The organism is Sphingobacterium sp. 2149 (assembly GCF_031455655.1).
Classification (GTDB): Bacteria; Bacteroidota; Bacteroidia; order Sphingobacteriales; family Sphingobacteriaceae; genus Sphingobacterium.
The window spans coordinates 219,854-243,136 of record NZ_JAVDTD010000008.1; the positions used below are offsets into that span (position 1 = coordinate 219,854).

The 23,283-nt window shown below is 39.0% G+C and carries 38 protein-coding genes; 36 read left to right on the top strand and 2 right to left on the bottom strand.

Annotated elements, in window-relative coordinates:
• Nucleotides 1-49 precede the first annotated feature (49 nt).
• Nucleotides 50-196, top strand: a complete 147-nt coding sequence (locus J2X77_RS13310; protein WP_209577693.1) for a hypothetical protein — start codon at nucleotides 50-52, stop codon at nucleotides 194-196.
• A gap of 213 nt (nucleotides 197-409) precedes the next feature.
• Nucleotides 410-1,420 carry a YafY family protein gene (locus tag J2X77_RS13315; protein ID WP_310081087.1) on the top strand — a complete coding sequence of 337 codons (1,011 nt, stop codon included), beginning with the start codon at nucleotides 410-412 and terminating at the stop codon, nucleotides 1,418-1,420.
• 50 nt (nucleotides 1,421-1,470) lie between these two features.
• On the opposite strand, the gene J2X77_RS13320 is transcribed toward J2X77_RS13315, so the two are convergent.
• Nucleotides 1,471-1,941: a DinB family protein gene (locus J2X77_RS13320; protein ID WP_209577697.1), complete on the bottom strand. Its 471-nt coding sequence runs from the start codon at nucleotides 1,939-1,941 to the stop codon at nucleotides 1,471-1,473.
• A 334-nt stretch (nucleotides 1,942-2,275) separates the two neighbouring features.
• Here J2X77_RS13320 and rplC point away from each other — a divergent pair, with 334 nt between their 5' ends.
• From rplC to J2X77_RS13490, 34 genes are all read left to right on the top strand, one after another.
• Entirely contained in the window at nucleotides 2,276-2,893 is a 618-nt protein-coding gene (gene rplC, locus J2X77_RS13325) for a 50S ribosomal protein L3 (protein WP_046674864.1), read from the top strand.
• A gap of 5 nt (nucleotides 2,894-2,898) precedes the next feature.
• Nucleotides 2,899-3,528, top strand: a complete 630-nt coding sequence (gene rplD / locus J2X77_RS13330) for a 50S ribosomal protein L4 (RefSeq protein ID WP_209577699.1) — start codon at nucleotides 2,899-2,901, stop codon at nucleotides 3,526-3,528.
• Nucleotide 3,529: 1 nt separating this feature from the next.
• Complete coding sequence (gene rplW / locus J2X77_RS13335) at nucleotides 3,530-3,820, top strand: 50S ribosomal protein L23 (RefSeq protein ID WP_046674866.1); 291 nt, start codon at nucleotides 3,530-3,532, stop codon at nucleotides 3,818-3,820.
• Between the two features lie 6 nt (nucleotides 3,821-3,826).
• Entirely contained in the window at nucleotides 3,827-4,654 is an 828-nt protein-coding gene (gene rplB / locus J2X77_RS13340; protein ID WP_046674867.1) for a 50S ribosomal protein L2, read from the top strand.
• Nucleotides 4,654-4,920 (top strand): 30S ribosomal protein S19, encoded by a 267-nt coding sequence (rpsS, locus tag J2X77_RS13345; RefSeq protein WP_002997495.1) that lies wholly within the window; start codon nucleotides 4,654-4,656, stop codon nucleotides 4,918-4,920. The genes rplB and rpsS overlap by 1 nt, the downstream gene beginning before the upstream one ends.
• A 6-nt stretch (nucleotides 4,921-4,926) precedes the next feature.
• A complete protein-coding gene (gene rplV / locus J2X77_RS13350; protein ID WP_070570408.1) occupies nucleotides 4,927-5,361 on the top strand; it encodes a 50S ribosomal protein L22 in 435 nt (144 codons plus the stop codon).
• Nucleotides 5,362-5,372: 11 nt separating this feature from the next.
• Nucleotides 5,373-6,167 (top strand): 30S ribosomal protein S3, encoded by a 795-nt coding sequence (gene rpsC, locus J2X77_RS13355; RefSeq protein ID WP_046674869.1) that lies wholly within the window; start codon nucleotides 5,373-5,375, stop codon nucleotides 6,165-6,167.
• A 61-nt stretch (nucleotides 6,168-6,228) separates the two neighbouring features.
• Nucleotides 6,229-6,651: a 50S ribosomal protein L16 gene (gene rplP / locus J2X77_RS13360; RefSeq protein ID WP_046674870.1), complete on the top strand. Its 423-nt coding sequence runs from the start codon at nucleotides 6,229-6,231 to the stop codon at nucleotides 6,649-6,651.
• 91 nt (nucleotides 6,652-6,742) lie between these two features.
• A complete protein-coding gene (rpmC, locus tag J2X77_RS13365) occupies nucleotides 6,743-6,961 on the top strand; it encodes a 50S ribosomal protein L29 (protein WP_153844935.1) in 219 nt (72 codons plus the stop codon).
• 13 nt (nucleotides 6,962-6,974) lie between these two features.
• Nucleotides 6,975-7,229 (top strand): 30S ribosomal protein S17, encoded by a 255-nt coding sequence (gene rpsQ, locus J2X77_RS13370; protein WP_046674872.1) that lies wholly within the window; start codon nucleotides 6,975-6,977, stop codon nucleotides 7,227-7,229.
• 1 nt (nucleotide 7,230) lies between these two features.
• A complete protein-coding gene (gene rplN / locus J2X77_RS13375) occupies nucleotides 7,231-7,599 on the top strand; it encodes a 50S ribosomal protein L14 (RefSeq protein WP_046674873.1) in 369 nt (122 codons plus the stop codon).
• Between the two features lie 2 nt (nucleotides 7,600-7,601).
• Nucleotides 7,602-7,946 (top strand): 50S ribosomal protein L24, encoded by a 345-nt coding sequence (gene rplX, locus J2X77_RS13380; RefSeq protein WP_070570406.1) that lies wholly within the window; start codon nucleotides 7,602-7,604, stop codon nucleotides 7,944-7,946.
• The gene (gene rplE / locus J2X77_RS13385) at nucleotides 7,946-8,515 is read left to right on the top strand and encodes a 50S ribosomal protein L5 (protein ID WP_046674875.1); all 570 of its coding nucleotides are present in this window, start codon (nucleotides 7,946-7,948) and stop codon (nucleotides 8,513-8,515) included. Before rplX ends, rplE begins: the two co-directional genes overlap by 1 nt.
• Nucleotides 8,508-8,777: a 30S ribosomal protein S14 gene (gene rpsN, locus J2X77_RS13390; protein WP_209577701.1), complete on the top strand. Its 270-nt coding sequence runs from the start codon at nucleotides 8,508-8,510 to the stop codon at nucleotides 8,775-8,777. The genes rplE and rpsN overlap by 8 nt, the downstream gene beginning before the upstream one ends.
• Nucleotides 8,778-8,913: 136 nt before the next feature.
• Entirely contained in the window at nucleotides 8,914-9,315 is a 402-nt protein-coding gene (rpsH, locus tag J2X77_RS13395; protein ID WP_223584601.1) for a 30S ribosomal protein S8, read from the top strand.
• Nucleotides 9,316-9,336: 21 nt separating this feature from the next.
• Nucleotides 9,337-9,891 carry a 50S ribosomal protein L6 gene (gene rplF / locus J2X77_RS13400; RefSeq protein WP_310081114.1) on the top strand — a complete coding sequence of 185 codons (555 nt, stop codon included), beginning with the start codon at nucleotides 9,337-9,339 and terminating at the stop codon, nucleotides 9,889-9,891.
• A complete protein-coding gene (rplR, locus tag J2X77_RS13405; protein WP_370877906.1) occupies nucleotides 9,888-10,250 on the top strand; it encodes a 50S ribosomal protein L18 in 363 nt (120 codons plus the stop codon). Before rplF ends, rplR begins: the two co-directional genes overlap by 4 nt.
• Nucleotides 10,251-10,262: 12 nt before the next feature.
• Nucleotides 10,263-10,781, top strand: coding sequence for a 30S ribosomal protein S5 (gene rpsE / locus J2X77_RS13410; protein ID WP_209577706.1), 519 nt, complete (start codon nucleotides 10,263-10,265; stop codon nucleotides 10,779-10,781).
• A 5-nt stretch (nucleotides 10,782-10,786) separates the two neighbouring features.
• A complete protein-coding gene (gene rpmD, locus J2X77_RS13415; RefSeq protein WP_046674880.1) occupies nucleotides 10,787-10,966 on the top strand; it encodes a 50S ribosomal protein L30 in 180 nt (59 codons plus the stop codon).
• 119 nt (nucleotides 10,967-11,085) lie between these two features.
• Nucleotides 11,086-11,532 carry a 50S ribosomal protein L15 gene (gene rplO / locus J2X77_RS13420; RefSeq protein WP_046674881.1) on the top strand — a complete coding sequence of 149 codons (447 nt, stop codon included), beginning with the start codon at nucleotides 11,086-11,088 and terminating at the stop codon, nucleotides 11,530-11,532.
• A gap of 3 nt (nucleotides 11,533-11,535) precedes the next feature.
• Nucleotides 11,536-12,873, top strand: a complete 1,338-nt coding sequence (gene secY / locus J2X77_RS13425; protein WP_310081116.1) for a preprotein translocase subunit SecY — start codon at nucleotides 11,536-11,538, stop codon at nucleotides 12,871-12,873.
• 9 nt (nucleotides 12,874-12,882) lie between these two features.
• Nucleotides 12,883-13,665: a type I methionyl aminopeptidase gene (gene map, locus J2X77_RS13430; protein WP_209577710.1), complete on the top strand. Its 783-nt coding sequence runs from the start codon at nucleotides 12,883-12,885 to the stop codon at nucleotides 13,663-13,665.
• A gap of 73 nt (nucleotides 13,666-13,738) precedes the next feature.
• Complete coding sequence (gene infA, locus J2X77_RS13435) at nucleotides 13,739-13,957, top strand: translation initiation factor IF-1 (RefSeq protein WP_002997456.1); 219 nt, start codon at nucleotides 13,739-13,741, stop codon at nucleotides 13,955-13,957.
• 45 nt (nucleotides 13,958-14,002) lie between these two features.
• Nucleotides 14,003-14,119: a type B 50S ribosomal protein L36 gene (gene ykgO / locus J2X77_RS13440; RefSeq protein WP_013665024.1), complete on the top strand. Its 117-nt coding sequence runs from the start codon at nucleotides 14,003-14,005 to the stop codon at nucleotides 14,117-14,119.
• A gap of 30 nt (nucleotides 14,120-14,149) precedes the next feature.
• Nucleotides 14,150-14,527 carry a 30S ribosomal protein S13 gene (rpsM, locus tag J2X77_RS13445; RefSeq protein ID WP_209577713.1) on the top strand — a complete coding sequence of 126 codons (378 nt, stop codon included), beginning with the start codon at nucleotides 14,150-14,152 and terminating at the stop codon, nucleotides 14,525-14,527.
• A 10-nt stretch (nucleotides 14,528-14,537) separates the two neighbouring features.
• Entirely contained in the window at nucleotides 14,538-14,927 is a 390-nt protein-coding gene (gene rpsK, locus J2X77_RS13450; RefSeq protein ID WP_046674885.1) for a 30S ribosomal protein S11, read from the top strand.
• 60 nt (nucleotides 14,928-14,987) lie between these two features.
• On the top strand, nucleotides 14,988-15,596 hold the full coding sequence (gene rpsD, locus J2X77_RS13455) for a 30S ribosomal protein S4 (protein ID WP_209577715.1): 609 nt from the start codon (nucleotides 14,988-14,990) through the stop codon (nucleotides 15,594-15,596).
• Nucleotides 15,597-15,691: 95 nt separating this feature from the next.
• Nucleotides 15,692-16,684 carry a DNA-directed RNA polymerase subunit alpha gene (locus J2X77_RS13460; RefSeq protein ID WP_046674887.1) on the top strand — a complete coding sequence of 331 codons (993 nt, stop codon included), beginning with the start codon at nucleotides 15,692-15,694 and terminating at the stop codon, nucleotides 16,682-16,684.
• Nucleotides 16,685-16,814: 130 nt separating this feature from the next.
• A complete protein-coding gene (rplQ, locus tag J2X77_RS13465) occupies nucleotides 16,815-17,318 on the top strand; it encodes a 50S ribosomal protein L17 (protein ID WP_209577717.1) in 504 nt (167 codons plus the stop codon).
• Nucleotides 17,319-17,475: 157 nt separating this feature from the next.
• Nucleotides 17,476-18,621, top strand: a complete 1,146-nt coding sequence (locus tag J2X77_RS13470) for an aspartate aminotransferase family protein (RefSeq protein ID WP_293887612.1) — start codon at nucleotides 17,476-17,478, stop codon at nucleotides 18,619-18,621.
• 132 nt (nucleotides 18,622-18,753) lie between these two features.
• Nucleotides 18,754-19,716, top strand: coding sequence for an acetylornithine carbamoyltransferase (locus J2X77_RS13475; RefSeq protein WP_310081143.1), 963 nt, complete (start codon nucleotides 18,754-18,756; stop codon nucleotides 19,714-19,716).
• 51 nt (nucleotides 19,717-19,767) lie between these two features.
• Nucleotides 19,768-20,565 carry an acetylglutamate kinase gene (argB, locus tag J2X77_RS13480; RefSeq protein WP_293884702.1) on the top strand — a complete coding sequence of 266 codons (798 nt, stop codon included), beginning with the start codon at nucleotides 19,768-19,770 and terminating at the stop codon, nucleotides 20,563-20,565.
• 27 nt (nucleotides 20,566-20,592) lie between these two features.
• Nucleotides 20,593-21,399: a pyrroline-5-carboxylate reductase gene (gene proC / locus J2X77_RS13485; RefSeq protein WP_293938481.1), complete on the top strand. Its 807-nt coding sequence runs from the start codon at nucleotides 20,593-20,595 to the stop codon at nucleotides 21,397-21,399.
• Nucleotides 21,389-22,453, top strand: a complete 1,065-nt coding sequence (locus tag J2X77_RS13490) for a M20 family metallo-hydrolase (protein ID WP_293938483.1) — start codon at nucleotides 21,389-21,391, stop codon at nucleotides 22,451-22,453. The genes proC and J2X77_RS13490 overlap by 11 nt, the downstream gene beginning before the upstream one ends.
• A gap of 36 nt (nucleotides 22,454-22,489) precedes the next feature.
• Here the strand turns inward: J2X77_RS13490 and J2X77_RS13495 are convergent, their stop codons facing one another.
• A complete protein-coding gene (locus J2X77_RS13495) occupies nucleotides 22,490-22,963 on the bottom strand; it encodes an Lrp/AsnC ligand binding domain-containing protein (protein WP_046674894.1) in 474 nt (157 codons plus the stop codon).
• Nucleotides 22,964-23,283: the final 320 nt, after the last annotated feature.

Genomic DNA, 23,283 nt, shown 5'->3' on the forward strand with positions numbered 1-23,283 from the left:
TAAAGATAAGTTTAATGGCAAGGCTTTATGATGTAAAGCTTTGCCATTTTTGAAATTATTCAACGATAACGTTTATGCCAGCCATGCTGGCCTTGTATTTGATTTTTTCGATCAACCCGTAGTAGCTCCAATTGCGCAGCAGGAACTCGTCTCCTTTAGCAATTTCTTCTTTATTGGATTGGTTGACCAGAAGTAGGGTGCCAGCTTCGGATTTAACACAGATGTCAATGAGACGGCGACTATATAGATGAAGGGCAGAGATATCGATTCCAAGGCTGGGTTCGTTGTTAATTCAAGGGAATTTGTGCGAGATTTGAGTGATGAATTGAAAAAGTATTCAGCGCTATACCTGTGAAAACATATCTTTATATTTGTTAAAGAAAATAGAATAACTCGTACCTTTATCCCAATGACGGATATCCAGAAAAGATTTGATCGTATACTCGCTATTTATATGCATCTACAGGCCAAACCTGTTGTGACAGCGGGGGCTTTGGCAGAACGCTTTGAAGTGAGCCAGCGTACAATTTACCGTGATATCCGCTCCTTGATGCAGGCTGGAGTTCCAATCTATGGCGAAGCCGGAAGCGGATACTCTTTAGTGGAGGGGTATAAAATGCCACCCTTGCAATTTACAAAAGAAGAAGCATTAAGTTTTGTCGCAGCGGAGAAACTGGTTGAAAAATATACGGATCGGAATCTTGCCAATCATTTTGCCACAGCATTGCTTAAAATGAAGGCGATACTGAGAGGCAACGAAAAAGAGCAAGTCGCCCTAGTCGGAGATAAATTTCTTGTCCGGGGTGGGCGACATCAGTTCAACGAAAAGCTAACGCATGGCACCAACATATTGATCGAAAGTATCGCTGCAAAAAAGTGCGTAGAGATTTATTATACCAAACCGTCGGACAAAAATCCTGAGAAAAGGGAAATTGAAGCTGTTGGTATCTTTGTTGAAAGTAAATTCTGGTATATCCTCGCATTCTGTAAACTACGAAAGGATTATAGGCAATTTCGATTGGACCGTATAAATAATATCCGAATACTTACAGATGATTTTGGAAGAGAACATCCTGAGCTATCTTTCTTTCTCAACAAACGACATGAAGATCCGACTACTAAAGTCGTGGTACGGGTGGATAAGGAAATGGCAAGGTATATGGAATGGGACCGTCATTATTTCGGCTTTCAGCAGGAAGTGATTGCGGAAGATTATGTTGAAATGCATTTCGAATGTGTAAATATGGAAAATGGATTTGCACGTTGGTATTTGATGTTTGCTGACAAAGGAAATATTATCGAGCCCGAGTCGTTGAAAGGAGTGGTAAAACGATTGCTGTCATCAGCTTTAGAACAGCTTAATCATGACAAGGTGCAGGCAGGCTTCAGCTGTATTGAAGTGGGCAAGAATACTTGCTAGGTTCTTCCTGTTGGATCCAAGCAAGTATTCTTGTCGGGTTATGTCCGAAATTATCCCCTTTCCCAAAAAAACGGTGGTTGAATGCCAAGCAAGCGCAGGTAGACAAATCCCTGCCCGCGGTGATGGATTTCATTATCTATAAAATAAAGAATGCTGTGGACGACCGGCGATTTGTACTGTCCAAACAAATTGAATTCCTCAGCAAAGCGTTCTTCCGAGATTTTGTTAAATAGATCGATGAGTATTGGAGTTGCCTCGTCCCACGCTTGTAAAAGCTGGGCTTTTGTTGAATAGCTGAAATTTTCGTTTAGCTCACCACTTTTGTTATCTACGATCTCCTGTAGGCCGGGAACGGCAATTGCCAATAATTCTTTCAGCATATCCGCAAAAGTTCGCATGCCTTCTACTTTATAATTGAACAATTCTTCTTCGGGAAATTTTTCAATAGTTTGGCGGGTCAATTTTCTATGGCCCAACCAGTGTTCAAGTAATTCTTGTTTCGAAATGATCGCTGTACTCATTTTTTCGTATTTAAAATTTAAAAATTTACATCGCCTCTTGCGCTGTAATATGCCACAAATTTAGGTGGCCCAATGACAACTGTATGGCAGTATAAATTTTGAAACTCATTTTTTTTATTTCTTTTTCTTCGAACGTTGTGATTCTTGTTGATAGGCGAAGGGGGGCAGGAGGGGTTAAGGCAGTTTTCCTGCTACAGGATAAAATAAAAAAATAATTCATTAATTATTTGACAGTTATAAAAATGTTTGTAACTTTGCAATCCCTTAAAGGGGAAAGTATGTCTTGAGCGAAGCCCTACTGCTTCGAAGGACTTTTAATTAATTAATTTACAACATGTCAGGTATTATTGGAAAAAAAGTAGGAATGACGAGCCTGTTTAACGCTGATGGGAAAAATATTCCTTGTACAGTGATTCAGGCCGGGCCGTGCGTGGTTACGCAGATACGTACGGAAGAAAAGGATGGCTACTCGGCAATTCAACTTGGTTTCGACGAAGCTAAGGAGAAAAACACGACAGCTCCTTTGAAAGGGCACTTTGCGAAAGCAAATACAACGCCTAAGCGTAAGTTGGTAGAGTTTAAAACTTTCCCAGATGCAAAACAACTTGGTGACGTAGTTGACGTTACTCTTTTTGAAGAAGGTGAGTACGTAGATGTAGTCGGTACTTCAAAAGGTAAAGGTTTCCAAGGTGTAATGAAACGTCATGGATTTGGTGGTGTAGGTGGTGCGACTCACGGTCAGCACAACAGATTGCGTGCTCCAGGTTCATTAGGTGCTTCATCATGGCCTTCACGCGTATTCAAAGGTATGCGCATGGCAGGTCGTACAGGTGGTGACAGAGTTAAAGTTCAAAACTTACAGGTGTTGAAAGTTTACGCTGAGCAAAACCTTATCGTTGTTAGTGGTTCCATTCCAGGAGCTAAAGGTTCTTATGTAATCGTAGACAAATAGTAGAGATGGAAGTTAAAGTTTTAAATTTATCAGGTAAAGAAACAGGTGCCAAGGTGCAACTTCCTGAGTCGGTATTTGGGTTAGAGCCTAACGATCATGCGATCTATTTGGATGTGAAACAATACTTAGCGAACCAACGCCAAGGAACTCACAAATCTAAACAACGTAACGAAATCGCGGGTTCTACTCGTAAATTACACAAACAAAAAGGTACTGGTGGTGCTCGTGCGGGTTCTATCAAATCTCCATTGTTTAATGGTGGTGGTCGTGTATTCGGTCCTCAACCTCGTGACTACTCGTTCAAATTGAACAAGAAATTGAAACAAGTAGCACGTAAATCAGCGTTGTCTTACAAAGCAAAAGATAATAACATTGTGGTATTGGACGAAGTGAAATTCGATGCTATCAAAACTAAAAACTATGTTGCTTTAATCGATGCGTTGAATGTAGCTGATGAGAAAACATTGTTGGTATTGCCAGCTTACGATGAAATTGTTTATAAATCAAGCAGAAACTTGAAAAAAGCAAAAGTTATTGTTGCATCTGATTTAAATACATATGATGTATTGAACGCAACAAAATTATTGTTGACAACAGATTCTGTTAAATCTTTGGAGGAAGCATTAGCTAAGTAATATGGAAATTATTAAAAAACCTATCTTGACTGAGAAAGCTTCTTTGTTAACGGAAAAATTAAACCGTTACGCTTTCAAAGTAGATCACAGAGCAAACAAAATCCAGATCAAAGCAGCTGTTGAGGCTATGTTTGGTGTTACAGTTCTTGCTGTAAACACTGCAGTAGTAGCTGGTAAAGCAAAAAGCCGTTACACAAAAGCAGGTTTCGTATCTGGTAGAGCTCCTAAGTATAAAAAGGCTGTCATTACTATTAAAGACGGCGAAACTATTGACTTTTACAGTACTATATAATAAAAAATGGCAGTTAAAAGATTCAAACCGGTAACCCCTGGTACTCGTTTTAGAGTAGGCGCAGACTACTCTGATGTTACTACAAACGTTCCTGAAAAATCGTTAGTAGTTAAAATCAACAAGAAATCAGGCGGTCGTAATAACTCCGGTAAAATGACTATGCGTTATCTCGGTGGGGGACATAAAAAAGTATACCGATTAATTGATTTCAAACGCGATAAAAAAGATATCCCTGCAAAAGTAGCTACTATTGAGTACGATCCAAATCGTACTGCTCGTATTGCATTGTTGCATTATGCAGATGGTGAAAAACGTTACATTCTTGCTCCAGCTGGTTTAGTAGTTGGTCAAACTGTAATAGCAGGTGATAAAGTTGCCCCAGAAGTTGGTAATACATTACCATTAGCAAACATTCCATTGGGTTCTATCATCCACAACATTGAATTAAATCCTGGTCAAGGTGGTTCAATTGCTCGTTCGGCTGGTACTTATGCTCAATTGTCTGCTCGTGATGGTAAATATGCAATCATCAAATTGCCTTCGAGCGAAACACGTATGATCTTATTGACTTGTGTTGCTACGATTGGTTCAGTATCGAACCATGAAAGATCTAACCAAGTGTTAGGTAAAGCAGGTCGCAAACGTTGGTTAGGTCGTCGTCCAAGAGTTCGTGGTGTTGCGATGAACCCAGTAGATCACCCTATGGGTGGTGGTGAAGGCCGTACTTCAGGAGGTCACCCACGCTCACGTACAGGTGTATTAGCTAAAGGCTTCAAAACACGTTACAAGAAGAAAACATCGAATCGTTACATCATTGAGAGAAGGAAAAAATAATGGCTCGTTCAATTAAAAAAGGTCCTTATATCGATCACAACTTAGAGAGAAAAGTTCTTTCTATGAATGAAACTAACAAAAAGTCAGTTATCAAAACATGGTCTCGTAGATCAATGATTTCCCCTGATTTTGTTGGCCATACCTTCGCAGTGCACAACGGGAATAAATTTATCCCTGTTTATGTAACAGAGAATATGGTAGGTCACAAGCTTGGTGAATTCGCTCCTACGCGTACATTCAGAGGCCACGCAGAAAAGAAAAAATAATAGGTAATGGAAGCAACAAAAAAACTTAAAAAGTCTGTCTTAATTAGACAACGCAAAGAGCAAGAGAAAGCTCAAAAAGGAGGAGCTTCGGATGCCAAATTATTGAACTGCCCGACTTCGCCTCGTAAGATGCGCTTAGTGGTAGATTTAATTCGTGGTCAACGTGTTGAAAATGCATTATACATTTTAAAACACTCAAGTAAAGAAGCTGCTGCTCGTGTAGAAAAATTATTATTATCTGCAATCAAAAACTGGGAAGCCAAAAACGAAGGTAAATCAGTGGAAGAAAGCGAACTAATTGTAAAAGAAGTATCAGTAGGTGGTGGTCGTCAATTGAAAAGATTACGTCCGGCTCCTCAAGGTCGCGGATACAGAGTTCGTAAACGTTCAAATCACGTTACGTTGGTAGTTGATAGCAAATTAAACGTTGAACAAAACTAATTTATTGAGAAATGGGACAAAAAGCAAATCCAATAGGTAGCAGATTAGGAATCATCAAAGGTTGGGATTCTAACTGGTTCGGAGGTAAAAACTATTCCGATAAATTAGTTGAAGACGAAAAAATCAGAAAATATCTTTCTGTTCGTATCGCAAAAGGTGGTGTAGCTAAAGTTGTTATCGAAAGAACGTTAAAACGTATCACTGTTACAATTCACACTGCTCGTCCAGGTATCGTTATCGGAAAAGGTGGTCAAGAAGTTGACAAGATCAAAGAAGAGTTGAAGAAACTGACTAAAAAGGATGTTCAAATCAACATTTTCGAGATCAAACGCCCTGAGTTAGATGCTAAGTTAGTAGCAGAAGGTGTCGCTAAACAATTAGAGGCACGTATTTCATTCCGTCGTGCAATGAAAACTTCAATCGCTTCTACCATGCGTATGGGTGCAGAAGGTATCAAAATCATGTGTTCTGGTCGTTTAGGCGGTGCTGAAATGGCGCGTACTGAACAATACAAAGAAGGAAGAACTCCTTTGCACACATTGCGTGCTGATATCGACTACGCTTTAGCTGAAGCATTGACTACATACGGTAAAATTGGTATCAAAGTTTGGATCTGTAAAGGTGAGGTTTACGGTAAACGTGACTTATCTCCAAACATTGGTCAAGCATCTGGTGTAAAATCACGTGGCAACCACGAAGGTGGTGGCGAACGTCGTGACAACCGCAATAACAAAGGTGGTCGCGGTGGAAACAACCGTGGTGGAAACAACCGTGGTGGAAGCAACCGTGGTCCGAAAAAAGATTAATAGTTTTATTTAGATTACAACAAAAACCTGCTGAAGAAGCAGATTTAAAAAGTATACGAACATGTTACAGCCAAAAAGAACGAAGTTCAGAAAGATGCAGAAAGGCCGCATGAAAGGTAACGCTTCTCGTGGAGCGGAGTTAGCTTTCGGTTCTTTCGGTATCAAAACAATGGAGCAAGCATGGATCACTAGTCGTCAAATCGAGGCAGCTCGTATTGCGGTTACACGTTATATGAAACGTGAAGGTCAAGTTTGGATTCGTATTTTCCCTGACAAACCGGTTACGAAAAAACCTGCAGAGGTACGTATGGGTAAAGGTAAGGGTGCTCCAGAATACTGGGTAGCAGTAGTACGCCCAGGCCGTATGTTATTTGAAGCAGAAGGTGTGCCTTTGGAAATTGCCAAAGAAGCTTTACGCCTTGCCGCTCAAAAACTTCCGGTTCAAACTAAGTTTGTGATTCGTAGAGACTACGTTGAAGCATAAAATCTTGGTAATGTCATCATTTAAGCGTTAGGGCCGTTACCCCTAACGCTATATATAAACCGATGATAACCCAAATAACAACTGAAAAAACATGAAAAATTCAGAAATTTTAGAATTATCTAATGAGGACTTAAAAGCTCGTCTTGTAGAAGAGAAAACAGCCCTTACAAAATTGAAATTTGCACATGCTGTTTCAGCTATTGAGAACCCTAACGTGATCAAAGCAGCACGCAGAACTATCGCTCGTATCAGTACAGAGATCAGTGCACGCAAAGCTGCAGCTAAAAATGAAACAGCCTCTGAGGCATAAATTTAAAGTCGAAATGGAAAGAAATTTAAGAAAAACAAGAATCGGCTTAGTAGTTAGCAACAAGATGGACAAATCTATCGTGGTATCAGTGGAGCGTAAAGTGAAACACCCGATCTATGGTAAGTTCGTTAAAAAAACTACTAAATTTAAAGCTCATGACGAAACTAATACCTGCGGTATCGGCGATACGGTATTAATTATGGAAACTCGTCCGCTGAGTAAAACAAAAAACTGGAGATTAGTTGAAATTATAGAAAGAGCTAAATAACATGGTACAACAAGAATCAAGACTTAATGTAGCTGACAATAGCGGTGCTAAACAAGTTTTAGTAATCCGTGTATTGGGCGGTACGCGCAAGCGTTATGCATCAATCGGAGATAAGATTGTTGTATCGGTGAAAAGCGCTATGCCTTCAGGAAACGTGAAAAAAGGTTCCGTTTCTAAAGCAGTAGTCGTTAGAACGAAAAAGGAAATCCGTCGTAAAGATGGTTCATATATCCGTTTCGATGACAACGCCGCTGTATTATTAAATAATAATGATGAACCACGTGGTACACGTATCTTTGGCCCTGTGGCTAGAGAGTTGCGTGAGAAACAGTTCATGAAAATTGTATCATTAGCACCGGAGGTTTTATAATTATGGCACAGAAAACAAAAACAACTACGCACAAAATCAAAATTAAAAAAGGTGATTTAGTGAAAGTTATCGCTGGTAACTCTAAAGGTGTTCAAGGAAAAGTATTAACTGTTTTAGTGGATAAAAATAGAGCTATCGTTGAGGGCGCTAACATCGTGAAAAAACACACTAAACCAAGTGCAGCTAATCCTAATGGTGGTATCATTGAGAAGGAAGCTGGTATTCACATCTCTAATTTAGCTGTTATCGATCCTAAAACGGGTGCAACTACACGTGTAGGTCGTAAGTTAAACGCAGATGGTAAATTAGTTCGTTACGCTAAAAAATCAGGGGAGGAAATTAAATAATGACTTACGTACCAAGATTAAAAGTGAAATATGCGGAGGAAATCCGTAAAGCACTTCAAGAAAAATTTCAGTATAAAAGTATTATGCAGGTTCCTAAACTTGAGAAAATCGTTGTTTCACAAGGCGTAGGAGCTGCAACAGCTGACAAAAAATTAATCGATAACGCTATCGCTGAGTTGACTTTAATTACAGGTCAACAAGCTGTCGCTACAAAATCGAAAAAAGATATCTCGAACTTTAAATTACGTAAAGGTATGCCTGTAGGGGCACGTGTTACTTTGCGTGACAACAATATGTTTGAGTTCTTGGATCGTTTGGTAGCCGTATCGCTTCCACGTATTCGTGACTTCCGCGGTATCAACGATAAAGGCTTTGACGGACGTGGTAACTACAACTTAGGTATCACTGAACAGATCATTTTCCCTGAGATCAACATTGACAAAATCAACAAGATCCAAGGTATGGATATCACTTTCGTGACTTCTGCTCAAAATGATGTTGAGGCTTTAGAATTGTTGAAACAATTCGGTTTACCATTTAAAAATCAAAATACTAATAACAATGGCTAAAGAAGGATTAAAAGCACGCGAAGTAAAACGCGCTAAATTGGTAGCTAAATATGCAGCAAAACGTGCAGAATTAAAAGCTGCTGGCGATTACGCTGCATTAGATAAATTGCCTAAAAATGCTTCTCCAGTACGTTTACACAATCGTTGTAAATTGACTGGCCGTCCTAAAGGATATATGCGTCAATTCGGTATCTCTCGTGTAACATTCCGTGAGATGGCTTTAGATGGCAAAATCCCAGGGGTGAAAAAAGCTTCTTGGTAATTTAAAAAAAATACTTAATTTTGCCCGGGCAATTCAACTTAGGATTGCCGGGTTTTTTGCATTTTAAAATCGTTTAACAGATAGAAGGTCCCATACCAACGGTTGGGAGGGAAACCGCTGTCACAAATTTTCATATATAATGACTACAGATCCAATTGCGGATTACCTTACACGAGTAAGGAATGCCATCAAGGCCAACCACAGGGTTGTTGAAATTCCTGCATCGAACCTAAAAAAAGAAATCACTAAAGTTCTTTTTGATAAAGGTTACATTGCTAATTACAAATTTGATGAGAATGGCGTACAGGGTACGATCAAAATCGCATTGAAATATAACCCAATTAGCAAAATTCCGGCTATTCGTACGTTGACACGTGTGAGTAAACCTGGTTTAAGAAAGTATGCAAGCGTTGATACTATGCCCCGTGTTTTGAATGGTTTAGGTATTGCTATCTTGTCAACATCTAAAGGTGTAATGACAGATAAAGAAGCTAGACTTCAAAATGTTGGTGGTGAAGTTTTATGTTACGTTTATTAATCTAGGTAAAAGCACAAAGAAATGTCAAGAATTGGAAAAGCGCCTATCGCTATCCCTGCTGGGGTAACTGTTACTATTTCGGACAAAAACTTAGTTTCAGTAAAAGGTCCTAAAGGCGAATTAACACAACAAGTTGACCGTGACATCACGATTGCTCAAGAAGAAGGCAATATCGTTGTAACACGTCCAACTGATCAAAAGAAACACAAAGCATTACACGGTCTATACCGCTCCCTGTTGGCTAACATGGTTTACGGTGTGACTGAAGGTTACAAAACTACGCAAGAGTTAGTCGGTGTAGGTTACCGTGCTTCAAGTACTGGTAACGTATTAGAGTTAACTTTAGGTTTCTCTCACCAGATTGTTTTTGTATTGCCAAACGAAGTTAAAGTATTAACTACTGCTGAAAAAGGTAAAAACCCTACAATCACTTTAGAGTGTGCCGATAAACAATTGATCGGACAAGTAGCGGCTAAAATCCGTGGCTTCCGTAAACCAGAACCTTACAAAGGAAAAGGTGTTAAGTTTGCAGGTGAAGTATTGAGAAGAAAAGCAGGTAAATCAGCTAAAAAATAATAATCATGGCAGGACAAAAAGCATCTCGTAGAGAGAGAATCAAAAAAGGAATCAGAAAAAACCTTGCTGGAACGTCTGAACGTCCACGTTTATCGGTTTTTAGAAGTAACAAAGGTATCTATGCGCAAATCATCGATGACAATGCAGGTAAAACATTAGTTGCTGCATCTAGCTTATCAAAAGAATTTGCTGCATCAGGTAACAAAGTGGAACAGTCTAAAGCTGTCGGTAAATTGGTTGCTGAAAAAGCAGTAGCAGCAGGTATTAATAAAGTAGTTTTTGACCGTAATGGGTACTTATACCATGGCCGTATCAAATCTTTGGCTGAAGGTGCTCGCGAAGGCGGTTTAGACTTTTAATCATAGAAAAAAATGGCATTAAGCAATATAAAAAGAGTAAAATCAAGCGAAATTGAATTAAAAGATCGCTTAGTAAGTATCCAACGTGTAGCAAAAGTTACTAAAGGTGGTCGTACTTTCAGCTTCTCTGCAATTGTTGTAGTAGGTGATGAAAACGGTATTGTTGGTTATGGTTTAGGTAAAGCTAAAGAAGTAACTGAAGCAATCACTAAAGGTATCGATGACGCAAAGAAAAACTTGGTAAAAGTTCCTATTATCAAAGGTACTGTTCCTCACGCACAATATGGTAAATATTCTGGTGGTTCAGTTTTGATTAAACCAGCAGTAGGTGGTACAGGAGTTTTGGCTGGTGGTGCAATGCGTGCAGTATTGGAGTCTGCTGGTATCAAAGATGTATTGGCTAAATCATTAGGTTCTTCTAACCCACACAACGTGGTAAAAGCAACTGTAGCAGCTTTATCAGATATGCGTGATGCATATACAGTAGCACAACACCGCGGTGTCGATTTGAACAAAGTATTTAACGGTTAATTATCATGGCAAAAATCAAAATCACCCAGATAAAGAGCGTTATCGACAGAAGCGAGCGCCAAAAGAAAACTATTGAGGCATTAGGTTTGAAAAGAATCAACCACTCAGTAGAAGTTGAAGCTACTCCATCAATTATTGGAATGGTACGTAAAGTAAACCATTTAGTAGCTATCGAAACTATTTAATATTAGCATATGGAAGAGGTCTTTGGACTTCTTCCATTACTTGTTATTAATAATCATTATTTTTTAATCGCTAGTACCTGTTTAGTGAGAGCGAAGGGCTAGCACAATTTAGTTTAAAAATGAACTTAAGTAATTTAAAACCTGCAAAAGGTGCAGTAAAAAGTAGCAAACGTATTGGCCGTGGTACTGGTTCTGGTCGTGGTGGTACTTCAACACGTGGTCACAAAGGTGCTGGTTCTCGTTCAGGTCACTCTACGAAAATCGGTTTCGAAGGTGGTCAAATGCCTTTGCAACGCCGTGTGCCTAAATTTGGTTTCAAAAACATCAACCGTGTTGAGTATAATGGTGTAAACTTAGATACTTTACAAGCGTTGATCGAGAAATACAATTTGACAGCTGTAGATTTCGACGCATTGAAAGCTCATGGTTTAGTGTCTAAAAATGACAAAGTTAAAATCTTGGGTCGCGGTGAGTTGAAAGCTAAAGTTGAAGTAACAGCGCACGCGTTTACTGCTTCTGCTCAAAAAGCTATTGAAGCTGCAGGCGGTTCTATCGTTAAAATTTAATAAATGAAGAAACTAATCACAACCTTAACCAATATTTGGAAAATCGATGATTTACGTACGCGTATTCTAAATACCTTACTTTTTCTTTTGATTTACCGTATTGGATGTCACGTGGTATTACCAGGTGTAAATCCTCATGCGCTGGCTTCTGGTCAGAAAGAGGGTTTATTGGGCTTACTGGATATGTTTGCGGGTGGTTCATTCTCCCGTTCAGCTATCTTTGCTTTAGGGGTAATGCCATATATTTCGGCATCCATTGTTGTTCAATTGCTGGGCATCGCGGTTCCTTATTTCCAAAAGATGCAGAAAGAAGGGGAAAGTGGTCGTCAAAAAATGAACCAAATTACTCGCTATTTAACTTTAGGGATTACTTTGCTTCAAGCTTTTGCCTATGTGCGTACTCAGATCGAGCCAAGTGCTAAGACAATTGCAGATCCATTGTTCACTATTCTTACTGCAGTAGTTTTGACAGGCGGTACTTTATTTGTGATGTGGTTAGGGGAAAAAATTACAGATAAAGGTATCGGTAATGGTATTTCTTTGATCATCATGACTGGTATTATCGCTCAATTGCCAAGTGGTATCACTGCGGAATGGGTTTCGAGAATGGCGAAAGGTGGTGGTGGTCCAATTCCATTGTTGCTCGAATTTGTGGCTTTGTTCTTTGTTGTGATCTTTACGATTTTGATCGTACAGGGGGTTCGTAAGATCCCTGTACAATACGCGAAGAAAATTGTTGGAAACAAGCAAGTCGGTGGGGTGCGTCAGTATATTCCTTTAAAGGTAAATGCTGCAGGTGTAATGCCTATCATTTTTGCGCAGGCGATTATGTTTGTGCCGATGAGTTTGGGGCAGTTCTTCCCAAATCTTCAATCGGAGTTTTTGACTTCGTTGAGTAACTATACTTCTGTAGCGTATAACGTAACATTTGCGGTGTTAATTATCGCATTTACGTTTTTCTATACAGCAATCATGGTGAATCCTCAACAGATGTCGGACGACATGAAGAAGAACGGAGGTTTTGTTCCGGGTATTAAACCGGGATTAGAGACGAGTAATTTTATAGACCGCGTAATATCAAATATTACATTTCCTGGCGCGATTTTCTTAGCGATCATTGCTATTCTTCCTGCTATTGCAAGTTTGTTTGGTATTAATAATCAATTTGCGCACTTCTATGGAGGTACGTCTTTATTGATTTTAGTAGGTGTGGTGTTGGATACTTTGCAACAGATTGAATCTCATTTGTTGATGCGTCATTATGATGGATTAATGAAAGCAGGTCGTATTAAAGGCCGTTCGGCTGCGTCTGTTGAGGGAATGGATCATTCGGCAATTTAATTTCTTTAGATGTCTAAAGTATTTTATAAGTCAGCAGAAGATATAGAGCAATTGCGAAAGTCAGCAGATGTTCTTTCGCAATTGCTTGGTGAAATCGCAAAAGTGATTAAGCCCGGGGTAAAGACTATATCTCTTGATAAATTAGCTTATGAGTATATTCATGATAATGGTGGGACGCCAGCGTTCTTAAATTATCAGGGATTTCCATATTCTTTGTGTATATCTGTCAACGATCAAATTGTACACGGTTTTCCCAGCGATTACGAAATTAAAGACGGAGATCTTGTTTCAGTCGATGGAGGTGTTAATTTGAACGGTTTTATCAGTGATTCTGCTTATACCTTTGGTGTAGGTGAAATATCTGAGGAAGCACAATTGTTGTTGGATGTAACAAAGGAATCATTGTACAAAGGTGTTGAGCAGGCTGTTGCTGGTAAGCGTGTTGGAGATATTTCTTCGGCTGTCCAGGAATATGTGAGCAAATTCGGATTCGGAATTGTGCGGGAACTGGTAGGACATGGTGTAGGTTACCACTTACACGAAAAACCCGAGGTTCCTAATTATGGAAAACGAGGTGCTGGCCCAAAACTGGAAGAAGGTTTGGTTATTTGTATCGAACCGATGATCAACGCAGGGCGTGCTGGGGTTCGTTTTTGGGACGATGGTTGGACAGTAAGTACAGTGGATGGAAAATTATCAGCGCACTTTGAACAGATGGTTGCAATCCGAAAAGGAGAACCCGATGTGTTGCTGACATTCGAACATGTTGAGAAAGTTTTGGGTAAAAAGTAATTGGTTTTCAATTATTTTATTTATCTTTGCACTCCTGTTCGCAGGCTTTTAAATTAAATTTAATCGAGAATATATGGCTAAACAAGCCTCAATAGAACAAGACGGTATAATTAGAGAGGCACTTTCTAATGCTATGTTTAGGGTAGAGTTGGAAAATGGACATGAAATCATTGCCCATATTTCTGGTAAAATGCGTATGCACTATATCAAAATTTTACCTGGTGATAAAGTTAAATTGGAAATGTCTCCGTATGATTTGACTAAAGGAAGGATTACTTATCGCTACAAATAGCAGTAAGCCCTTGTATTAGCACAAGCTTTTGAAAAAATAAATATCATGAAAGTAAGAGCATCAATAAAAAAACGTAGCGCGGACTGTAAGATCATCCGTCGCAAAGGTAAAGTTTTTGTAATCAACAAAAAGAATCCTAAGTTTAAACAACGTCAGGGTTAATTCATTAAAAAAATAATAGCTTAATATTATATGGCAAGGATAGCAGGTATTGATTTACCTAAAAACAAAAGAGGTGTGATCGGCCTTACCTATATTTTTGGTATCGGTCGTACAAGAGCTGAATATATCTTGGAAAAGGCTGGTATCAGCGAAGATGTGAAGGTACAAGAATGGAATGATGACCAATTGGCAGCAATTCGTACTATCATTAACGACGAACTGAAAGTTGAAGGAGCATTGCGTTCCGAAGTTCAATTAAACATCAAACGTTTAATGGATATCGGTTGTTACCGCGGATTGCGTCACCGTAAACATTTACCAGTTCGTGGTCAACGTACTAAAAACAACTCACGTACTCGTAAAGGTAAACGTAAGACAGTTGCAAACAAGAAAAAAGCTACTAAATAATAAATAAGAAATGGCTAAAACTAAAAAAGCTGCAAAAAAGCGTATCGTTGTTATCGAACCTGTAGGTCAGGCTCACATTAACGCAACGTTTAATAATATCATTGTAACTTTGACGAATAATCAAGGTCAAACTATTTCTTGGTCTAGTGCTGGTAAAATGGGTTTCCGTGGTTCTAAAAAGAACACGCCATATGCTGCTGGTCAAGCTGCACAAGACTGTGGAAAAGTTGCACACGACTTGGGTCTACGTAAAGTTGAAGTGTTTGTAAAAGGTCCTGGTGCTGGTCGCGAATCTGCAATCAGAACATTACAAACTGTGGGAATTGATGTGACTACTATTAAAGATATCACTCCACTTCCTCACAACGGTTGTCGTCCTCCAAAACGTAGAAGAGTTTAATTAATTTAAAGATAAGATTCATTGGCTATAGGCTGATAGATACTTTAATTGTAAAAAAAAATGGCTAGATATACAGGACCTAAGTCCAAAATTGCCCGTAAATTTAGAGAGCCGATCTTCGGCCCAGATAAAGCGTTAGAAAAGAAAAATTACCCTCCTGGACAACATGGAGCTTCTAAACGCAGAGGTAAACAATCTGAATATGCTATTCAGTTGTTGGAAAAACAAAAAGCGAAATACACTTATGGTGTATTGGAGCGTCAGTTCGCAAATCTATTTGTTAAAGCTTCCTCTAAACAAGGTATTACAGGTGAGATCTTCTTAAAATTACTAGAAGCTCGCTTGGACAACGTAGTTTACCGTTTAGGTATTGCTACTTCTCGTGCCGCTGCTCGTCAGTTGGTATCCCATAAACATGTTACTGTTAACGGCGAAGTTGTTAACATTCCATCATATAGCTTACGTCCTGGTGACGTTGTAGCAGTTCGTGAACGTTCTCAAACGCTTGAGGCCATTACAAATTCAGTTGCAGGTCGTACTGTAAATAAATTTTCTTGGTTAGAGTGGAATGCGAAGGAATTGAAAGGTACTTTCTTAAGCTATCCAGAAAGAGCTGATATTCCTGAAAACATTAAAGAGAACTTAATCGTTGAGTTATACTCTAAATAATAAATAAAATAGAAGAATGCATAGTCCAATTTTGGGGTATGCATCTTCTATTGTATTACTATTATTATTACAAATAAAAAATTAAAAGAAAATAAATGGCAATTTTAGCATTTCAAAGACCGGATAAAGTTATCATGCAAAAATCTACGGATTTTGATGGTACGTTTGAATTTCGTCCATTGGAGCCTGGTTTTGGTGTAACCATTGGTAATGCTTTGCGCCGTATTCTATTGTCCTCTTTAGAAGGATATGCAATTACGTCGATAAGGTTTTCTGGCGTTTCGCACGAATTTTCAACGATAAAAGGTGTTGTTGAAGACGTAACTGAAATTATCTTGAACTTGAAACAAATCCGTTTCAAAAAAACAGGTGAGATTGGCGACAACGAAAAGGTATTTGTAGTAATCAATGGTCAAGAACAGTTCTTAGCTGGTGATATCACCAAGTTCTCTAATAACTTTACGGTCTTAAACCCTGACATGGTAATCTGTAACATGGATAATTCAGTGACAATTGAATTGGAATTGAGTATTGCCAAAGGTCGTGGATACGTAAATGCTGATGAGAATAAAGTCGTTGATGCGCCAGTAGGTGTTATCGCAATCGATTCGATCTTTACTCCGATCAAGAATGTTAAATATACCATTGAGAATTACCGTGTAGAGCAAAAAACTGACTACGAGAAATTATTGTTGGATATCTCTACTGATGGCTCAATTCACCCTGAAGAGGCGCTGAAAGAAGCTGCTAAAATCTTAATTCAACATTTTATCTTGTTCTCTGATGAGAATATGCTTCTTGAATCTCAAACTAAAGAAGAAACGAAAGTTGTTGATGAAGAAATCTTACACATGCGTAAGATCTTGAAAACAGAGTTAGTAGATCTTGATCTCTCTGTGCGTGCATTGAACTGCTTGAAAGCTGCTGATATTCGCACATTAGCTGAGTTGGTTACTTACGACGTAGCTGATATGTTGAAATTCAGGAACTTCGGTAAAAAATCGTTAAGTGAAATTCAAGAGTTGGTGAAATCGAAAGGTTTGTCATTCGGAATGAACTTGGCAAAATACAAATTAGACGAAGAATAATTATTTAATAAGCGACCACTATATATAATTCCTCTTGTGCTAATGGCTCAATTTGATGGAATATAAACCATTGAATGTGTAGTAGATTAGGGAATGCAAGAACGGTATATGTAGTATAATAAAATCCAAAATGAGACACGGAAAAAAAGTAAATCACTTAGGCCGTACGGATAGCCATAGAAAAGCAATGTTGGCTAACATGGCAACGTCATTGATCAAACACAAACGTATTACAACTACTTTGGCTAAAGCAAAAGCGTTGCGTACGTATGTTGAGCCTTTGATTACTAAATCTAAAAATGATACGACTCACTCTCGTCGTACAGTATTCGCTTACTTGAAAGATAAAGATGCAGTTTCTATCTTATTCCGCGAAGTATCTGAAAAAGTTGCTAATCGTCCAGGTGGTTATACACGTATCATCAAAATGGAAAACCGTTTAGGTGATAATGCAGAAATGGCTTTCATCGAGTTAGTTGATTACAACGAAATCTACGGTAAAAAGGCTGCTGCTTCTGAGAAAAAAGCTACTCGCCGTCGTGGTGGTGCTAAGAAAGCTGCTGCTGCCGAAACTGAAGCTCCTGCAGAAGTTAAAGCTGAAGTAGAAGGTGAAGAAAAAGTTGACGGAGAATAGTCTTCTTCTGATATAGCATAAAAAAGTCCTCTTTTTAAGGGGACTTTTTTTATTTTATAACCATTCCTACCGTTATAACTAATATATTTGTATTGCTAAAATCTGATAGCTTTTTCTATTACTAGCTATTTCGTTTATCAATCTATAATTCATTAAGATGAAACCATTTAATGTTTATCCCATTAATCCCATTAACATTGTAAAGGCTAATGGATCGACGGTGTGGGATGCCGAAGGAAATGCTTACTTGGACTTGTATGGTGGCCATGCGGTGATATCGATCGGACACACGCACCCACATTATGTACAACGTATCACAGAACAATTGAACCGTATTGGCTTCTATTCAAATTCTGTTGAAATTCCAATTCAGCGTGAACTTGCCCGATTACTAGGGGAGGTTTCCGGTAAGGTTGATTATGATGTATTCCTTTGTAATTCGGGCGCGGAAGCAAACGAAAATGCGCTTAAGCTAGCTTCTTTTTATAACAAACGGAAAAAGGTTATAGCGTTTTCAAAAGCTTTTCATGGCAGAACATCACTTGCAGTGGCAGCAACAGACAATCCAAGTATCGTGGCGCCCGTTAATGAGACAGACCATGTTGTATTCCTTCCTTTTAATGATGAAGAAGCTTTAAAGGCCGCCTTCGAATCATATGGCAATGAAATTTCGTCTGTGATTATTGAAAGTATTCAAGGGGTAGGAGGGATCAGAGAAGCCTCAGTCTCCTTTCTTCGCTTGATCCGATCTCTTTGTAACCAATATAAGGCTGTGTTTATTGCCGACGAAGTACAATGTGGGTATGGAAGAACTGGCTTGTTTTATGCGCAAGACTACTCCGGAGTTGATGCAGATATTTATACCATGGCAAAGGGTATGGGAAATGGTTTCCCTATTGGCGCAATTAGTATTTCACCGAAATTTGAGGCTAGTTATGGCAGCTTAGGAACGACATTTGGAGGAAATCATATGGCCTGCGCAGCTGCATTGGCTGTATTGGAGGTTATCCAACAAGAGAAGCTTATGGAAAATGCTGCTCAGGTGGGACAATATCTTATTGATGAACTTAAACAGATTGAGGAGATTATAGAAGTAAGAGGTCGAGGTTTAATGATTGGTATAGAATTGCCGGAATCTTTGGCTCATGTAAAGAAAGATCTCTTGTTAAAGAATCGTATATTTACTGGAGAAGCTAAGCCTTTTGTCATTCGCTTGCTGCCTGCTTTGAATATTACGAAGGAGCATGCTGATCAATTTTTAGTAGCATTGAAGAAGCAGATCAGTGCAGTAACGGTTGCATAAGACTGTCGCTGGGTTTAATCCATGATGGTTTAGCCTGAGCAGATTTTATTGTGTTGTATTAGTTTAAATATATACTGAGTGTGACGTGTCTAAATATTGTCCGTTGAAGTGCACTCGAATAAATAAATATAGATGAAAAGATTTTTCTCTGTTAAGGATGTACCTAGTATAGCTGACGTTGTTCATGAAGCGTTGGTTTTGAAGGCTGCACCCTATGATAATCAGGAACTTGGTCAGCATAAGACGTTAGGACTTGTTTTTTTGAATCCGAGTTTGCGTACGCGTTTAAGCACACAAAAAGCGGCGATGAATTTGGGGATGAATGTCATGGTCATGAATATGGATAAAGACGGCTGGGCTCTTGAGACACAGGATGGTGTTGTGATGAACGGGACAACTGTTGAACATATTCGTGAGGCCGCAGCTGTAATGGGTGAATATTGTGATATCTTGGGACTACGGTCGTTTCCAAAACTGAAAGATCGGGAAGAAGATTATAGCGAAGACCTCTTTAACAAATTCATGAAGTACTGTGGCGTTCCTGTTGTTTCCTTAGAGAGCGCAACACGTCATCCGTTACAGAGTTTGACGGATATGATTACCATCACGGAGTACAAGAAAGTTGAAAAACCAAAGGTAGTATTAGCTTGGGCTCCCCACGTTAAGGCTTTACCTCAAGCAGTACCCAATTCTTTTGCAGAGTGGATGTGTAAAGCACAAGAGGAAGGATTGGTCGATTTCACGATAGCTCAGCCTATGGGATACGAGTTAAGTGAAGAGTTTACTGCTGGTGCAACAATATCAAATAATCTCGAGGAAAGTTTAAATAATGCTGATTTTGTTTATGTAAAAAATTGGTCTTCTTATCAGGAATATGGTGAGGTATATGGTGTGGAAGATAATTGGATGATGGATAATAAGAAGCTAAGTTTGACGAATGACGCTAAAGTCATGCATTGTCTGCCTGTAAGAAGAGATCTGGAGTTATCATCTGAGATTTTGGATGGGCCAAATTCACTTGTGATTAAGGAGGCTAGCAACCGTGTATGGGCTGCTCAGGTTGTTTTGAAACGTATGTTAGAGGATTTGGTATAATCCAGTCCTATTGATTATTGAAAAACTATTTTTATTGGGAAAAGTTGCGTAATGGCTAATAGTGTATTAAATATAATTAAAATTGGTGGCAATATTATTGATGATGAGCACCAATTGGATTCTTTTTTAGAAAAGTTTTCCGCATTGTCAGGAAAGAAAATTCTTGTCCACGGCGGGGGTAAAATTGCGACTCGTTTAGCCAATGAATTGGGGATTCAAGCCCAAATGATTGAGGGACGTCGTGTCACAAATGAGGAAATGTTACGTGTGGTAACGATGGTATATGCTGGATTGACAAACAAGACTATCGTTGCCAAACTACAAAATCTGAAATGTGATGCTGTTGGATTAACAGGAGCGGATGGTGATGTTATAAAAGCTATAAAGCGTCCCGTTAAGGATGTCGATTACGGTTTTGTGGGTGATTTGCTCCATGACTCTGTGAACACCCTTGCGATTAAGAAATTTCTAGAAGCCGGGTTTGTTCCTGTATTTTCAGCGATTACTCACAATGGCCTTGGTCAATTGCTTAATACCAACGCGGATACCATCGCCTCCTCATTGGCGGTGTCTTTGGCTTCGTTGTATGAAACGTCTCTGGTTTACTGTTTTGAGAAGAATGGTGTTTTACGTGATGTAACAGATGAGAATTCTGTCATCCCAACCATCAAGTCTGAAGAGTTTGAACAGCTGAAGGAATCCGGTGTCGTTCATGAAGGAATGATTCCTAAGCTGCAAAATGCATTCAATGCTATAAATAAAGGTGTTCAAGAGGTCTATATTGGAAATGCTAATAATTTGCATTTATTCCAGCAAGGGCAGTTTGGTACCTGTTTGACATTAAAATAAAAATCTAACCTAAACCTAACGATCGCTATGAAAAAGGTCACCATTATCGGAAGTGGTAATATCGGTCTTTCTTTGGCAAAGGGACTTGTAAAAAGTCAATTTGCGCATGCTGCTGATATTACATTGACAAGGAGAAATCTGAACGCTTTGGCCGAAGAAGCGAGCCGTGGCTTTTCAGTAAGCAATGATAATAAAACCGCAGTACAGGGGGCTGATATTGTCGTCTTTGCTATCTTACCGCAACAGCTTAAAAAGGTGCTGCTAGAAGTAGCCCCTGTAATTGAAAAGACAAATCAAATTTTTGTGTCCATTGTATCGGGAGTTTCCTGTGCTGATTTAAAAGCAGAGTTGGGTGAGGATGCCACGGTAATACGTGCGATGCCAAATACGGCAATAGCAATAGGTCAATCAATGACATGTATTGCCAGTGACAATGCTACGGACGATAGTTTGAAAGAGGTTGAAAATATGTTTGAATCGGTGGGTTCAGTGGTTGTCATTAATGAAGATCTCATGACATCGGCGACGGCATTATGTGCGTGCGGTATCGCTTTCTTTCTTCGTGCTATTCGTGCGGCTTCACAAGGCGGAGTTGAAATTGGATTTCATGCACATGACGCACTTAAAATGGCTGTTCAGACCGCAAAGGGGGCTGCTGACTTGTTGCTGCATACCAATGCTCATCCTGAAGGAGAGATTGATAAAGTAACCTCACCTAAGGGCTGTACAATTGCGGGACTAAATGAGATGGAACATAACGGTTTTAGTTCTGCCTTTATAAAAGGGATTAAGCTGTCTGCAGATAAGGCAGGAGGATTGTATCATGAAGGATAAGGAATGCCTGTTTGAGGATGCCTTAAATCTTTTGAAACAATTAATTGGATTATCCTCTTTAAGTAGAGAAGAGGAACTTACAGCAAATCTTATTTATGGTTTCTTTGAGGAACGAGGCATCAAAACCTATCGAAAGGGCAATAATATTTGGGTGTATAATGCCCATTATGATCGTGCTAAACCAACAATACTGCTCAACTCTCATCACGATACAGTAAAACCAAATACAGGTTATACAAGGGATCCGCTAAAGGCTACGGTAGAGGACGAGAAATTGTACGGTCTGGGAAGTAACGATGCTGGTGGCTGTCTGGTTTCTTTGATCGCAACTTTCTTGTATTTTTACCAGCAATCGGATTTAAAATATAACTTCTGTCTCGTTGCAAGCGCCGAAGAAGAGATTTCTGGTAGGAATGGTATAGAATCTGTTTTGGATGAAATTGGTCCTATTGATTTTGCTATTGTGGGGGAGCCCACCTTGTTGGATTTGGCTGTTGCAGAGAAAGGATTGATGGTATTGGATTGTACCACTGTGGGAACCGCTGGACATGCTGCGCGTGATGAAGGAGATAATGCGATCTATAAAGCGATCAAAGATATTGATTGGTTTCGGAATTATTTATTTGAGAAAACTTCACCAACCTTAGGTCCAATTAAGATGTCGGTAACAGTTATTCAGGCGGGATCGCAGCATAATGTTGTACCGGCTACTTGTAGCTTTGTTGTTGATGTGAGGACTACAGACGCTTATTCGAATGAAGAGACATTAGCTATTATCAAAGCTCATGTGAAATCGGAGGTCTCAGCGCGTTCGACACGTTTGAAGTCGTCTTCGATTTCTGACACCCATCCAATCGTTAAAGCGGGTATTGCACTGGGACGTAAAGTTTATGGCTCACCTACGATGAGTGATCAGGCTCTTATCCCTGTTCCCTCTTTGAAGTTAGGGCCTGGCGATAGCGCACGCTCACACATGGCGGATGAATTTATTTATATTGACGAGATTAGGGCTGGAATAGATCTCTATATCGGCATGTTAGAAATGATAGTATAAAAAAAGCTTCCATTTTTGATGGAAGCTTTTTTTATACTAGACCAAGCTGATTTGACGTTTTATACTCTCTTCTAGAGAGATAATGGTCTCTGTACGTTGGATTCCAGGCACAGATTGAATATCTTCATTCAGTACTTTTCTGAGGTGCACTGTATCTCTACAGATTATTTTGGCAAAAATACTGTATTGGCCAGTACAATAATGTAATTCGACCACTTCTTTGATTTCTTTCAATTTATCTACTGCATCTGCATATTGTGAACCTTTTTCAAGATAGATACCCAAAAAAGCCGTAATATCAAATCCGACTTTTTGAGGATTGATAATCAGATTTGATCCTCTAATGATACCTAGTTCTTCCATCTTCTTCATTCTAACGTGAATTGTACCACCTGATACGATTAGCTTTTTTGCTATTTCGGTATAAGGAATAGAGGCATCGTTCATTAGAATAGACAAGATTTGGATATCCAAATTGTCTAGATCATAGTTTGCATATTGATTTTCCATTAACAATGGGTTTTGTGTTCATTAACTGGCCGTTGCATCAGAATCGGACCAATAGCTAAAATAATTAAATTTATTTCAAAATTACTAAGAATTTTCGGTTTATAGATGTAAATTTAATAAAAAATACGAATTGATATTGATAATGTTATATGTTTTTGATAGAAAGTGGTTATACTTATTTTAGCGCATATTTTGTTGTTGGATAAGTAATTGCTATCATGGACGATAGCAATATTGGGCTAGATTATTTAAGTATATATTGCGAATAATTAAAGAATATCGATTTACTGTACTATAAATTTGATGATTTTGTTTTATCG

Bases quoted from the DNA above. Each gene is read 5' to 3' on its own strand.
- rplD (WP_209577699.1), top strand. From the start codon at position 2,899: ATGGAAGTTAAAGTTTTAAATTTATCAGGTAAAGAAACAGGTGCCAAG.
- rpsQ (WP_046674872.1), top strand. From the start codon at position 6,975: ATGGAAAGAAATTTAAGAAAAACAAGAATCGGCTTAGTAGTTAGCAAC.
- rplN (WP_046674873.1), top strand. From the start codon at position 7,231: ATGGTACAACAAGAATCAAGACTTAATGTAGCTGACAATAGCGGTGCT.
- rplB (WP_046674867.1), top strand. From the start codon at position 3,827: ATGGCAGTTAAAAGATTCAAACCGGTAACCCCTGGTACTCGTTTTAGA.
- rplQ (WP_209577717.1), top strand. From the start codon at position 16,815: ATGAGACACGGAAAAAAAGTAAATCACTTAGGCCGTACGGATAGCCAT.
- rplO (WP_046674881.1), top strand. From the start codon at position 11,086: ATGAACTTAAGTAATTTAAAACCTGCAAAAGGTGCAGTAAAAAGTAGC.
- rpsC (WP_046674869.1), top strand. From the start codon at position 5,373: ATGGGACAAAAAGCAAATCCAATAGGTAGCAGATTAGGAATCATCAAA.
- rpsM (WP_209577713.1), top strand. From the start codon at position 14,150: ATGGCAAGGATAGCAGGTATTGATTTACCTAAAAACAAAAGAGGTGTG.
- rplP (WP_046674870.1), top strand. From the start codon at position 6,229: ATGTTACAGCCAAAAAGAACGAAGTTCAGAAAGATGCAGAAAGGCCGC.
- rplC (WP_046674864.1), top strand. From the start codon at position 2,276: ATGTCAGGTATTATTGGAAAAAAAGTAGGAATGACGAGCCTGTTTAAC.
- argB (WP_293884702.1), top strand. From the start codon at position 19,768: ATGGCTAATAGTGTATTAAATATAATTAAAATTGGTGGCAATATTATT.
- infA (WP_002997456.1), top strand. From the start codon at position 13,739: ATGGCTAAACAAGCCTCAATAGAACAAGACGGTATAATTAGAGAGGCA.
- rplX (WP_070570406.1), top strand. From the start codon at position 7,602: ATGGCACAGAAAACAAAAACAACTACGCACAAAATCAAAATTAAAAAA.
- rpsK (WP_046674885.1), top strand. From the start codon at position 14,538: ATGGCTAAAACTAAAAAAGCTGCAAAAAAGCGTATCGTTGTTATCGAA.
- rpmD (WP_046674880.1), top strand. From the start codon at position 10,787: ATGGCAAAAATCAAAATCACCCAGATAAAGAGCGTTATCGACAGAAGC.
- rpsD (WP_209577715.1), top strand. From the start codon at position 14,988: ATGGCTAGATATACAGGACCTAAGTCCAAAATTGCCCGTAAATTTAGA.
- proC (WP_293938481.1), top strand. From the start codon at position 20,593: ATGAAAAAGGTCACCATTATCGGAAGTGGTAATATCGGTCTTTCTTTG.
- J2X77_RS13470 (WP_293887612.1), top strand. From the start codon at position 17,476: ATGAAACCATTTAATGTTTATCCCATTAATCCCATTAACATTGTAAAG.
- rpsE (WP_209577706.1), top strand. From the start codon at position 10,263: ATGGCATTAAGCAATATAAAAAGAGTAAAATCAAGCGAAATTGAATTA.
- rpsS (WP_002997495.1), top strand. From the start codon at position 4,654: ATGGCTCGTTCAATTAAAAAAGGTCCTTATATCGATCACAACTTAGAG.
- rplW (WP_046674866.1), top strand. From the start codon at position 3,530: ATGGAAATTATTAAAAAACCTATCTTGACTGAGAAAGCTTCTTTGTTA.
- J2X77_RS13495 (WP_046674894.1), bottom strand. From the start codon at position 22,963: ATGGAAAATCAATATGCAAACTATGATCTAGACAATTTGGATATCCAA.
- secY (WP_310081116.1), top strand. From the start codon at position 11,536: ATGAAGAAACTAATCACAACCTTAACCAATATTTGGAAAATCGATGAT.
- J2X77_RS13320 (WP_209577697.1), bottom strand. From the start codon at position 1,941: ATGAGTACAGCGATCATTTCGAAACAAGAATTACTTGAACACTGGTTG.
- ykgO (WP_013665024.1), top strand. From the start codon at position 14,003: ATGAAAGTAAGAGCATCAATAAAAAAACGTAGCGCGGACTGTAAGATC.
- J2X77_RS13475 (WP_310081143.1), top strand. From the start codon at position 18,754: ATGAAAAGATTTTTCTCTGTTAAGGATGTACCTAGTATAGCTGACGTT.
- rplE (WP_046674875.1), top strand. From the start codon at position 7,946: ATGACTTACGTACCAAGATTAAAAGTGAAATATGCGGAGGAAATCCGT.
- rpmC (WP_153844935.1), top strand. From the start codon at position 6,743: ATGAAAAATTCAGAAATTTTAGAATTATCTAATGAGGACTTAAAAGCT.
- J2X77_RS13460 (WP_046674887.1), top strand. From the start codon at position 15,692: ATGGCAATTTTAGCATTTCAAAGACCGGATAAAGTTATCATGCAAAAA.
- rpsN (WP_209577701.1), top strand. From the start codon at position 8,508: ATGGCTAAAGAAGGATTAAAAGCACGCGAAGTAAAACGCGCTAAATTG.
- J2X77_RS13490 (WP_293938483.1), top strand. From the start codon at position 21,389: ATGAAGGATAAGGAATGCCTGTTTGAGGATGCCTTAAATCTTTTGAAA.
- rplV (WP_070570408.1), top strand. From the start codon at position 4,927: ATGGAAGCAACAAAAAAACTTAAAAAGTCTGTCTTAATTAGACAACGC.
- rplF (WP_310081114.1), top strand. From the start codon at position 9,337: ATGTCAAGAATTGGAAAAGCGCCTATCGCTATCCCTGCTGGGGTAACT.
- map (WP_209577710.1), top strand. From the start codon at position 12,883: ATGTCTAAAGTATTTTATAAGTCAGCAGAAGATATAGAGCAATTGCGA.
- J2X77_RS13315 (WP_310081087.1), top strand. From the start codon at position 410: ATGACGGATATCCAGAAAAGATTTGATCGTATACTCGCTATTTATATG.